Annotated in this window: 5 protein-coding genes; 4 read left to right on the top strand and 1 reads right to left on the bottom strand. The window is 48.0% G+C overall.

Annotated features, from left to right (window positions below):
- Positions 1-77 precede the first annotated feature (77 nt).
- A complete protein-coding gene (locus J2T20_RS04790) occupies positions 78-2,315 on the top strand; it encodes a hypothetical protein (RefSeq protein ID WP_307586098.1) in 2,238 nt (745 codons plus the stop codon).
- Between the two features lie 228 nt (positions 2,316-2,543).
- Here J2T20_RS04790 and J2T20_RS04785 read toward each other — a convergent pair whose 3' ends face one another.
- Positions 2,544-3,530 carry a Na/Pi cotransporter family protein gene (locus J2T20_RS04785; protein WP_307586096.1) on the bottom strand — a complete coding sequence of 329 codons (987 nt, stop codon included), beginning with the start codon at positions 3,528-3,530 and terminating at the stop codon, positions 2,544-2,546.
- A gap of 99 nt (positions 3,531-3,629) precedes the next feature.
- Between J2T20_RS04785 and J2T20_RS04780 the strand changes: the two genes are divergently transcribed.
- From J2T20_RS04780 to addA, 3 genes are all read left to right on the top strand, one after another.
- On the top strand, positions 3,630-5,009 hold the full coding sequence (locus tag J2T20_RS04780) for a class I SAM-dependent rRNA methyltransferase (protein WP_307586094.1): 1,380 nt from the start codon (positions 3,630-3,632) through the stop codon (positions 5,007-5,009).
- Positions 5,010-5,386: 377 nt separating this feature from the next.
- Entirely contained in the window at positions 5,387-8,884 is a 3,498-nt protein-coding gene (addB, locus tag J2T20_RS04775; protein ID WP_307586092.1) for a helicase-exonuclease AddAB subunit AddB, read from the top strand.
- On the top strand, positions 8,881-12,822 hold the full coding sequence (addA, locus tag J2T20_RS04770; RefSeq protein WP_307586090.1) for a helicase-exonuclease AddAB subunit AddA: 3,942 nt from the start codon (positions 8,881-8,883) through the stop codon (positions 12,820-12,822). The genes addB and addA overlap by 4 nt, the downstream gene beginning before the upstream one ends.
- Positions 12,823-12,861: the final 39 nt, after the last annotated feature.

The raw sequence follows: 12,861 nt of genomic DNA, 5'->3' as shown, positions 1-12,861 counted from the left end.
CACTTGGACTGTAAATGTCGATATAAGTGGAAGAGTGTGGAAATCACCACCGGACCCTATTAAGCCTAAGGAGAGAAATGATGACACAGAATATGAACAGAACAATGACGAAAGTGCTCCTCATTATTGTACTATTAGCTACTGCTATTTTTCCGTCCAGTGTATTGGCGGCGACAGGCGATACCCTTTCCATTGATTTCGACAGTACAACCAAAGTAGATTTAGTTGTCGGTCAAACGCCGAAGCAGTTGAAGGTTCTGGCAACACTTGAAGGAGCAACTAGTAAAAAAGATGTAACAGGATCAGCCGTCTGGACCTCCTCAAACAACAGCGTGGTCAAAGTAACCGGTGGAATGCTTACGCCATTGGATGGCGGTTCGGCTGTCATTACAGCTACATATAATAGTGCAGTTACGACCATAGAAGTATCTGTGACTCATCCTTTTACTAAATTAGATCTGGTCTACTCCTCTGATGGCAAATATACATTGGGTGACCCAGACAGCAGCCTTACAGTTATCGCCAATGCAACGGGTGGACAATCAACAACAACTGTTAAGGATGTTTCTGATTCTGCGGAGTGGAGCAGCTCGGATGGAAGCGTATTGACGGTTTCCAAGGGGAAGTTGACCCTAGTAGGTGCTGGAACCTCAACGATCACTGCCAAATATAAAGGAGTAACAGACTCCTTCAAAGCAACGGTGAAATTACCTTATTCCTCTATTGTAATCAAAAAGGGAGCTGCTCTGGTTAATGAACTTGAAATGCTGGTCGGAGACCTCCCATTAAAGGTTACAGCTACGACTATAGATGCTTTAGATAATTCTGAAAATCTCGCTACAACAGTAGCAGCTTGGACATCCTCTAATGCGTCAGTGGCTACAGTATCAGCAGGCGAAATCAAAGTTTTGGCCACAGGTAAAACAGTTATTACTGTGAAGTATCTAGGCGTTAGCTCATCTGTGGATGTTTATGTTCGTGCTCCCTATGAAGCTCTGCTAGTTGAACCTTTGGAAGATCAATCATTGTTTATGAATGAAATGATCAAGGCTACTGCAGAAGTAAGAGATGCTGCAAATTCTACGAAGAACGTTTCTTCATCTGCGACGTGGAATTCAAGTAACCAGATGGTGGCAACTTTAGCAACCTACGGTGACTATGAGGGAATTACTGCTAAATCTGTGGGTACTTCAACGATTAAAATCGATTATTTGGGCTTGAGCAGAGATCTCAAGGTTACAGTATATCCTACACTCAAGAATTTGGTAGTTGATAAAAGCGAGTATGAGCTGTACACAAATGAATCTGTAACCTTACCTAAGGTTAGCGGTACTAAGCTTGATGGAAGTAAGATAGACATCAGTAGTGAAATGGAATGGACTTCTTCAAATGATGAAATTGCGAAAGTAGAGGATGGTAAGATTGTCGTTGAAACCTCTACGGGTTCTGCTACAATTACCGGAACCATAAAAAGTAATGAAATTGCTTCGGGAAGATCCTCCATCCGGGACCAACGAGTTGAATTGAAGGTAACTGTGAAAGACAAGGTTCTTGTCCTGATTGGACCAGAGGACTCATTCGGGATTGTCATTGGTGTAGAAGAATCACTTCCTCAGGTAACTGCCGTTATGGAGAGCGGAGAGGAAAAGGATGTTACCGATAGCATTCAATGGGTATTAAGCGGCTCTAACGCGGTTATCAAGCAAACATCCAAGGGTAAAATGATCAAAGGATTGTTGAAAGGTAGTGCTACTCTAAAAGGTACCTATGGCAACAAGACCATTAGCATTCCTGTGATTATTGAACAAAAGGTTGTTAAATTGGTTGTTGAACCTACTGCATTGGAAATGAATATCAAAGGCTCTAAAGCCATCAAAGTAACCGGTTATTTCTCGAACGGTAAAACTGCGAACTTCTCGAGTGCTATGAATTGGGTATCCTCCAATACATCTGCGGTTTCCGTCAAGGGAGCGACAGTTAAGGCATTGGCTGAAGGGACTTCCACATTATCTGGTTCCTACCAAGGTATTGCTGTAAGTGTCAAAATAACGGTGGTTCCTAAGTTGCTTAAGCTAACAGTTAGTGAAAACAGGCTTAAATTAGCACCTGGAGCAGCTTCATCCATAGTAGTAACTGCGCAGTTTGATACCGGTGTTGTTTCCGTGGTTACAGGGGTTGCAGAATGGACAAGCTCTAAGCCTTCCGTTGCCAAGGTATCATCCACAGGTGTTATCACAGCAGTAGCCCCAGGAACAGCTTCCATCAAAGGAAAACTCGGCTCTAAAACCGTTACTGTTTCTGTTACGGTGAAGTAGATTACATTAAAAATCATAAAAAGATCTGCAGGACCCTTCGGGTTTGCAGATCCTTTTTTTTGCCGTTTTGAGTATTTTTGACTCTAAGCAAAACATCTGTAGCAAAACTTGTATCTGCAATCAGGCCATTCGCTTAATTTCATCTTTGGATTAGAACTGTAGAACTAATTGAAGTATAATAAGACAGCGATAGGCAAAGTGTCGGAGTACGGAGCAGTCATTGAACAGTTACTGTTGAAGTTTCTTCTCCAGTTTGGACCAGATAGGCAGGTAGCAAAGCGGCAAAGCTAGGACGGAGCAAACTACATTGAAAATGGTCTGTGCATGAGCAATTTCTGAGGCTGGACCCCCACCGATCCAGGAGGCTACTTTCTCCAGGGGTTGGATAAAGGGCAGGAACAGAAGTGAGCCGCCAACATTCAGCGCAACATGAGACCAGGCAACGAAAACCCCGGAGGTCGAGCCGCCAATGGAGGCAATGACCGCTGTGACACAGGTGCCGATGTTAGCGCCGAGCACAATGGCGATACCGAGCTCAGGGGGCAAGACCCCCGAAGCAGCCACGCTCATTGCCATTGCGATAACCGCTGCGCTGCTATGCAGCAAGGCGGTTAGACAAGCTCCTGCGGCAAGCCCCCATAATATGCTTGTAGCTGCGTGGTTCAGAAACCAGCTGAACAGTCCGCTTTTCTGAAGAACGGGGCCAATCGATTGCATCACCGCGATTCCCCATAGTACCAAAGCGAAACCGGCCACCGCTAGACTAATGAACTGAAACGGCTGGGCCAATCTCGCGAAGAAAGCAGGGCTCTTGGGAGAATGCGAAACCTCATCAGCAATAACAGCGATACCCCACATGATTAGCGAAGAAGCCAGCAGAAGTCCGGCATAGTCACTGATTTGAAGCCCTATCAGTTCCGTGGTCAGACAGGTTCCAATGTTACTGCCAAGAATAATGCCCAGTGTCCGTGCATAGGTAAGCAGGCCGGCATTGACCATTCCGATCGTCAGAACCGTTACGGCAGTGCTGCTTTGTAAGAGAGCTGACAGCAGGCTGCTGGAGATTAGGCCTTTGAGCGGTGTGGATGTAGCTGTGTTCATCCCTTTGGTCAGCAAGGGTCCCGCCAGTTTAGACATTGCGGACTCCATCAGCTTCATACCGGCCAAAAAAATAACTAGACCATAAATAACAGGAAACAGCAAATCACGGATCATAAGGGCAGGCTCCTTTGGACGGGGTTGTACACATATATATGAAAGCTGTGTTAAGGACATGAATAAAACCATTTTTTTAAGAACAGGGAGTTGAAAAGATTGGCATCAGTTCGTTTAGAGCGTAATCGTAAAAAGAGGTTAGAGATGGCCCATCCATGGGTATTTGCAGGTGAAGTTGCCTCTGTAGAAGGTGAGCCGGAAGACGGTGGATTGGTAGATGTACTTAACCATCAGGGGCGTTTTTTAGCCGTTGGTTACTATAATCCAGCTTCACAGATCCGCATTAGAATTGTGTCGCAGACGCCTCTTGCAGAAATGAACAAGGCGTTTTTCGTAGATCGTTTTACTAGTTGTTTGCAGCACAGAAATCGTTTTGTGCCTGGTGCAGATGCTTACCGTTTGGTGTATGGAGAGGCAGATTTTCTGCCGGGTCTTATTGTTGACCGGTTCGGAGATATCCTTGTAGTTCAGCTGCTGACACTGGGAATGGACAAATGTCGCACTGAGATCGTGGAAGCACTCGTAGAGGTTATGGCTCCGCGTGGAATTTACGAACGAAGTGATGTCAGCGTGCGTGAACTGGAAGGACTGGCTCAGACAACCGGTGTACTCTACGGAGAATGCCCGCGTCATGTTACCGTAACTGAGAACGAGCTGAAGTTGATGATTGATATTGAACAGGGCCAGAAAACAGGCTATTTCTTTGATCAACGCGAGAATAGAGCTTCAATCGCTCCGCTTATGCGGGGTTGGGGAGAACGCAGCGGTATTGCCCTCAAAGAAGTTGAGGGTGAGGACGGTTCACTGCAGATGCTGCCGGTTAACAAAAGCGGCAAAACCGTTACCTTCCCGTATTGGGACGGTGCTACAGTGCTGGAATGCTTCGCGCATACGGGCAGCTTTACCCTGCATGCCTGTAAGTATGGAGCCAAAAAAGTAACCTGTCTGGATGTTTCTGCCCATGCGATTGAGAGTGCCAAAGTGAATGTAGAATTGAACGGTTTCACTGAACGGGTGGAATTCGTTGTAGATGATGCTTTTCAATATTTGCGTAATCAGGTTAAAGGGCTGGAAGAGCGTTCTGAGCGTGCGACCGTTTCAGCAGCGCCCAAAACCGATACCTCTAAACCTATGACTGCCGGCGGTGGACGCACATGGGATGTGGTCATCCTAGATCCTCCTGCTTTTGCCAAGACCAAGAGTGCGGTTGCAGGAGCATGCCGTGGGTACAAGGACATTAACTTGCAGGGGATGAAGCTGGTGAACGAGGGCGGTTACCTCGTAACCGCAAGCTGCTCGTATCACATGCAACCGGATTTGTTTCTGGAGACCATAGGCGAGGCCGCAAGAGATGCCGGAAAAATCCTCAGATTGGTAGAATGGCGGGCCGCCGGTAAAGATCACCCACAAATCCTGGGTGTCAATGAAGGACATTATCTGAAATTTGCTATTTTTGAGGTGCGGAGTAAGAATAAATAAACTTCAAAGCTAACAGCGGGGCTTCTCTATGATGGATTGTTATTCCATCTGTGAGGAGCTCTTTTTATTAGTGTTAAGTGCAGGAATTTGGATGATGAGGTGGCCGGGAGCTGGATTGTTGTATAAAGTGCAGGAATTTGAGTGGATATGGTGGCTAGGGAGCTAGATTGTTGTATAAAGTGCAGGAATTTGGGAGAGATTGTGGCCTCAGGTACCTAAAACATACTAGATTCTGATAAATAATGGATAGGTTATTGCCATTTATTCAGAACAAGTGTTCTGTTTTGTTTGGTGGAGTTATGCTATAATGTTGGGACGAGAGTTGAATTCATAGATTGAAGTAACTATTATTTTCCGCCATGGAGGGAGTCTATCATATGTCAGTAACCTTTTTACTAGGCCGCTCTGGTAGCGGCAAAACCTTGAAGATATGGGAGTCGGTATCCTCTGCCATGGAGCAGGAACCGCTCGGTGCACCAATTATAATGCTCGTTCCTGAACAGGGTTCTTTTAGCGCGGAACGTGGGCTTCTAACTACAGGGAGTGCCAAAGGAAGCATAAGGGCTCAGACGCTGAGTTTTTCACGTCTAGCTTATCGCGTAAAACAGGAGACTGGCGGCAATCCTAACATTCCGATTAGTGATGAAGGCAAGAAGATGCTGATCTACAAAATTATCAGCCGCCGCAAAGAGGACCTAAAGCTCTTCGGGGCCTCTTCGGACAGACCCGGCTTTGTGGACCGGTTGAATCGGCTACATACGGAAATGAAGCGCTGCTGTATTGGATCAACTGATCTGGAGCAGCAGCTGTCAGTATTGCAGGATTCAGTGGGGAGCAACCCTATTCTGCAGCATAAACTGCATGATCTTCAGCTATTATTCGGGGATTTGGAGAAGGAAATGTCACAGCTCTATATCGATCAGGAGGATCGATTGACTGAGCTTGCAGAGCACATATCTGAGTCCTCCTATGTGCGGGGAGCCGAGATTTGGGTAGACGGATTTCATGGCTTCACACCGCAGGAATTTATGGTTTTACGCCAATTAATGCTGTATGGCTCCAAAGTGACGATTGCACTTACCTTGGACAAGCCCTATCCGCATGGATTGCAGCCGCATGAGCTGGAACTGTTCCATCCTTCAGCGGTTACTTATATCAAGCTGCGTGGAATTGCTGAGGAGACAGGAGCAGAGGTGTGGGATGAAATTCTCGCTCCTCCTATTTTGCCACGCTTCACTGAAAGTCCTGTTCTTGCGCATCTAGAGCGGGGTTTTGATAGACGAAGCCGCTGGAACGGAACGGAGTCGGTAGAAAAATCGATATCTATTCAGGCTGCAGCATCACGAAGAGCCGAGGTAGAGGGAGTTCTGCGTGAAATCCTCAGGCTGGCGCGGGAAGATGGAGCACAATACAGTGAAATGGCTGTTATGATGCGTAATCTGGTTGATTATGAACATTTGGTGACCCCTCTTTTCCGCGATTATGGGATACCGTTCTTTCTGGACCAAAAAGTTAATGAAATGCATCATCCTCTAGTGGAATTTCTACGGGCATCACTTGATATAGTCCGCCGCCGTTGGCGTTATGAGGATGTATTCCGCTGCGTGAAGACGGATCTTTTGCTTCCAGTAGATGAGAGTCTTAGCAGATCCGATATGGACAGCCTGGAAAATTACGTGCTGGCTTGTGGAATTCAGGGTTACCGTTGGACTGATGGGCGTTCTTGGAAAGGAATACCCAGCCTAACACTTGAAGGTGACAGGAAGATAGACGAAGAGCATTTGATCGTAATGGAGAAATGCCGGACTGCGATTACCGATCCTTTGTTTGGTTTTGAGAAAAGAATCCAAAAAAGCCTCAATGCCCGTGAGTTATGTACAGCTGTGTACCAGCTTCTTATAGATACCGAATCCGCTACTAAGCTTGAGATAATGAGTGCTAAGGCTCTGGAAATGGGTCACCCCGAGAATGCCCGTGAGCACCGCCAGTTGTGGGGAGCAGTACTTGATCTATTGGATCAACTAGTTGAAATGATGGGCGAAGAGAAGATTGCTTTTGACGTATTCGCCGGGATTCTCGAGACGGGACTTGCCGAGCTCCGGATGGGCCTTGTTCCCCCTGCACTGGATCAGGTACTGGTAGGGAGTATGGACCGAACCAGAACTTCTGGTGTCAAATATGCCTTTTTACTCGGATTTAATGAAGGGGTCGTACCTGCACAATTTCAGGAAGACGGTGTCCTTTCCGAAGGAGAGCGTTTCTTTCTGGAGGGGGCAGGGATGGAATTGGCTCCTGGCTCATCCCGCAGGCTGCTTGATGAACGGTTCCTAATCTATAATGCGCTTACGACACCCAGCAAAAAACTGTGGCTTAGCTACGCCTGCGCAGACGAGGAGGGTAAAGCACTTCTACCTTCAGAGGTTATCCGTCATTTGCAGATTATGTTCCGTATGGGTGAACATCCGCTGCCTGGTTTTCCTTTATCCGGTCGTTCTTCCATGGAACATATGGACTTTGTCGGTAATCCGGAAGCGACGCTTCGTGTGTTAATTATGCAGTTACGGCAATGGCGGCAAGGTGTCGAAATCCCTGCGTTCTGGTGGGATGTGTACAATTGGTTTGCTGAGAGTGAAGAGTGGAGCCCGCGGCTGAACAAGCTGTTGCAATCCTTGTTTTACCGTAATGAAGGTGTCAAGCTTAAGCGCGGGACGAGCCTTCGGTTATATGGGGGAACCACACTGCGCGGCAGTGTCTCAAGGATGGAGAAGTTCGTATCGTGTCCGTTTTCTCATTTTGCCTCCTACGGCTTGAAACTGAAGGATCGTCAGCTGTACAAGCTTCAGGCACCGGATATCGGCCAGCTGTTCCATGCAGCTCTAAGCGAGATGGCGATGAATCTCCAGCAAAAAGGACGCGGCTGGGGTAGTATGTCCCCTGAGGAATGCCGGCGTGAGGCTGTTGAGACGGTGGATCGTCTATCACCGATGCTGCAGGGTGAGATCCTGATGAGCTCGAAACGTTATGGCTATATCTCCCGCAAGCTAAAAAATATTGTCGGCCGTGCCTCCGTAATCCTCGGCGAGCATGCCCGGAGAGGCAGCTTCGAACCGGTAGGACTGGAACTGGATTTTGGGCCCGGGAAACCCTTGCCACCTCTTCAAATTAACCTCCCAAACGGCTGCGTTATGGAGATTGTAGGCCGTATAGACCGTGTTGATATGGCAGAAGGCGAGAACGGTCTTCTACTGAGAGTTATTGATTATAAGTCGAGTCAAAAGGATTTGAAGCTGCACGAGGTGTACTATGGGCTGTCGCTTCAAATGCTAACCTATCTTGATGTCCTGCTTACGTATGCAGAGCAGTGGCTGGGTCGTTCTGCGCTTCCGGCTGGAACGCTATATTTTCACGTACACGACCCGCTGCTCTCGTCACCTAACGGAATGAACCGGGAACAGGCAGAACAGGAATTGCTGAAACGGTTTAAGATGAAAGGTCTGCTGACCGCTGACCGTGAGGTCGTTTCTTTAATGGACACCAGTCTGGATAAAGGACATTCCTCCATCGTCCCGGTGGCGCTGAAGAGTGACGGCAGCTTTTACAGCAGTGCTTCAGTGGCTACACCGGAGCAATGGACTCAGCTATTAAGCTCCGTACGAACGACTATTTCGGAGATCGGAACAAGGATTACGGAAGGTGATGTGGCTATTCAGCCTTACCGCATCCAACAGGAGACGGCATGCACTTTCTGTTCCTTCAAACCGGTGTGTCAATTTGACGAATCCGTTGAAGGCAACCATTATCACAATCTCGCGAAGCCGGGGAAAGATGTAATCTGGGACCTGATTTCCCGAAGTGAAGGAGGTACAACGCTGTGAATATAGTGTCCAAACCGGAAGGAAGCTTTTGGAGTGATGATCAGTGGCGAGCGATCGCTGAGAGCGGAGAGGATATTCTAGTAGCGGCAGCAGCTGGATCTGGGAAGACGGCTGTTCTTGTAGAGCGTATTATTCGCAAAATCAGCTCGGAACAGAGCGGCTTTAGTGTAGACAGACTGCTGGTAGCAACCTTTACAAAAGCAGCAGCAGCCGAGATGCGGCAGCGCATTCGGGAAGCGTTGGATCGGGAGCTGGAGAATACACCGGATAATGACCATTTACGCCGTCAGCTTGCACTATTGGGTAGAGCCTCAATTACTACACTGCACTCTTTTTGCCTTGAGGTCATCCGTCGTTACTATCAACAGATACCCATTGATCCCGGATTCCGTATTCTGAATGAGCATGAAGCGGAAATGATGCGGCAGGAGCTGCTGGAGGAACTATTTGAAGAAAAGTACGGTACAGCCGGTGAAGACGGTGTGTTTGTAACACTTGTCGACTGGTTTAGCGGAGAACGCACTGATGATGCTATGCATGCACTCGTCCAGAGGCTGCATGATTTCGCCCACAGTCATCCTTGGCCAGCACAGTGGCTTAGAGATACGGCTGCTGAATTTTCCGTACCAGACACGGAGAGTCTTGGGAATTCTCAATGGGTGCAGAGCATTCTTGAAGAGGCCAAGTTAACACTGGACGGAGCTATTAGCCAACTCGAACAGGGATATGCCATTTCACTTCAGCCGGGAGGCCCATCCGCTTACGCAGAGAATATGACTGCTGATCTCCAGATGGTTACGGGGCTGCGTGAGGCTTTGAGACAACAACCATGGTCTGAGTTGTACGAGGCCTTTCGGGGAGTATCCTTTGGTAAATTAAAGCCTTGCAAAAAGGATTCCTCCGACCCGGGTCTGCAAGAAAGTGTTAAAGAGCTGCGTGACAGTGTCAAAAAAAGCATATCCGAACTGCAAACCGCCTTGTTTGGACGTCATGCAGAAGTTTTCTTGAATGAATTAAATGAAGCGGCTCCACTTATGGAGGAATTGGCTGAGACTGTAATAGAATTCGGGGAGCGTTACAGAATTGAAAAGGCAAGCAAAGGCTTGGTCGATTTCAGCGACTTGGAGCACTACTGCCTGCAAATTTTGCGTCATCCCGATTCACTGCCTGGGAACCCTCAACCTTCCGATGCCGCTATAGAGTACCGGAATCAGTTCGATGAAGTGCTTTTAGATGAATATCAGGATACGAATAGTGTACAGGAAGAGATTGTACGGCTGATCTCCAGAGAAGGTCCGGGTAACCGGTTCATGGTCGGAGATATGAAGCAGAGTATCTATCGGTTCCGCCTTGCTGAACCGGGTTTATTCTTAGACAAATACCGGAGTTTTGGCAAGAGCGGTGAACCTGCTGATCCTACGGAAGTTTCCACGGGTCGGGTTATTGATTTAGCGCGGAATTTCCGCAGTCGGCTTGAGGTCGTGCATGCAGTTAACATGCTTTTCCGGCAGATCATGAACGAAACAGTGGCCGAGATAAGTTATGATGAACGCGCAGAACTGGTGTATGGTGCGAAATTTCCGGGAGCGGCCGAGAAGGGACCGGATTCTTTTTTTGCACCCGAGCTATTGTTGATTGATAAAGGTTCATCAGCAGCAGGACGTGCAGAGGAATCAGAGGATGGAGAATTGTCCACACAGGAAAGCGAAGTCATCGAGGCTGAAACGGCTCAGTTGGAAGCGCGGGCTATTGCCCGGCGTATCTCACAACTGACAGGAATGACCGGCGGTTCTCCGCTGCTTATTTATGATAAAGGAATCCAAAAGATGCGACCGGTATTTTACGGGGACATCGTGATTTTGCTTCGTTCTGCACGGATGTGGACTCCGCTGATCATCGAGGAGCTTCGTCTTGAGGGGATTCCAGCCTACGGGGATCAGAACAAGGGGTATTTTCAGGCTACAGAAGTGGAAATTGCCCTGGCCTTATTAAAAGTTGTAGACAATCCTCAGCAGGATATTCCACTAGCCGGTGTGCTTCGTTCTCCGGTCGTAGGGTTGAGTGAGGAGGAGCTGGCGAAGGTTCGTTTATGCAGCGGCGGGGCTTTCTATCAAGCTGTACTTGCCGCAGCCGGTGACCAGCCTGTTGTGCAACTAACTGCAGACGAAATTCCGGTCATTTCTATACAACTTCGTTCCAAGCTGCAGAATTTCCTGAACCAATTGAAGAATTGGAGAGATGAAGCGAGACAAGGCAGCCTTGGCGGTCTCATCTGGCGCATATACCGTGAAAGCGGGTATTTGGAGTGGGTCGGAGGATTGCCCGGAGGTTCGCAGCGACAGAACAATCTTAAGGCATTGTATAATAGAGCCGTACAATTCGAGAAGGATACCTCTTCCCGTGGCTTATTCCGGTTTTTGGTCTTTATTTCCCGACTCCGGGAGAACGGCGGTGACCTAGGTGTTGCCGGGGGAAGCGGTGAAGAAGGCAGCGGCGTAAGAATTATGACCATTCACAAAAGCAAAGGGTTGGAGTTTCCGGTTGTTTTTCTCGCAGGAATGTCCAAACTCTTTAATAAACAGGATCTTCATGCACCGTTTTTAATGCATAAGGAGTTAGGCTTCGGGCCTCGCTTTGTGGAGCGTGATACTCGGCTTAGCTATCCTACGCTGCCTTATTTGGCGATTAGCCGCCGAACCCGTTTGGAACTTTTGGCAGAGGAAATGCGTGTGCTGTATGTTGCACTAACACGCCCGAGAGACAAAATGATTCTAGTGGGAACTGTCCGTGATCTTCCCCGCAAAATTGCCGGATGGGCTGCAATGCAGGGCAGGGAAGAGCTGCTCATGGCTGATCATTTATTAGCCCGGGGCCGCAGTTATCTGGATTGGGTGGGACCTGCTCTTATAAGGCATCCGGGAGCGGCAATACTGCGAAAGATTGTGGGAAATGAAGGAACGACATCTACCGTTCTGCATAGTGATGTCTCTAACTGGAGCATTAGTGTGGTAAACTCCGCAGACCTTAAGGCCGGGTCTCTAGCTGGTATGGATAATAACGGGGAAGAAACCACGCTACGCGAGACTGTACTAGAAGCTTTGCGACAGGGCCATACCGTTCCTTCAATGGCAACGGAAGACGAGGAACTTACAGCGGGTAAGTTAAATTGGTCTTATCCTCATGAGGCCGAATCCACCATCCCGGCAAAAACCTCCGTCACCGAATTGAAGGCCTTATTATCCATGGAGGAGCAGCCTTCCTTTGATCGGTTGGAAGCGGAAGATAACGGCAGAACACCTACTGACATGATACGCAGCGGTGTGGAGAACCTTCGCTTAAGAAGACCGAAGTTCATGGAGAAACGCAGCATGACCTCAGCGGAGCGGGGGACCGTGTATCATACAGTGATGCAGCATATTCCCCTTGAAGGTCCGGTAAATAAGACGCAGGTGGAAGATACTTTGGAACATCTACAGCACGCAGGGATTTTGTCCGCAGAGCAGGCAGAGGTTGTGACTTCTTCTGAAATCCAAGCCTTTTATGACAGTGAGCTTGGTTCAAGGCTGCTGAATTCTTCCTGGAAAAGAAGGGAAATGCCATTCAGCTATATGGTTCCGGCATCTGATGCCTATCGTGGACTTCAATTTATGGATGAAGCGTTATCAGGGCTTTCTCCTGACAATCTTGAATCATCTCAGCCGCAAACGGTGCTGATTCAAGGTGTCATTGATTGTTTGTTCCGGGAGGGAGAACGGCTCATTTTGCTAGATTACAAAACAGACTCTGTTGTAGAGCATCAAGGCGGTTTAGAAGCTCTTAAAGAGAAATACCGGTTTCAGCTGGATCTCTACGGCAAGGCGTTACATGATATTTTAAAAGAAGAGATTAGCGAGACTTGGTTGTATTTTTTTGACGGTGGACATGCAGTTAAGTTATAGAGAAATTATATTATTTGCCACATAGAGGGCGGGGAAAGA

Origin of the sequence: Paenibacillus wynnii (genome assembly GCF_030812855.1) — a bacterium.
GTDB classification, from domain to species: Bacteria; Bacillota; Bacilli; order Paenibacillales; family Paenibacillaceae; genus Paenibacillus_AQ; species Paenibacillus_AQ wynnii_A.
This window is presented reverse-complemented; position numbering and strand designations above follow the sequence as displayed.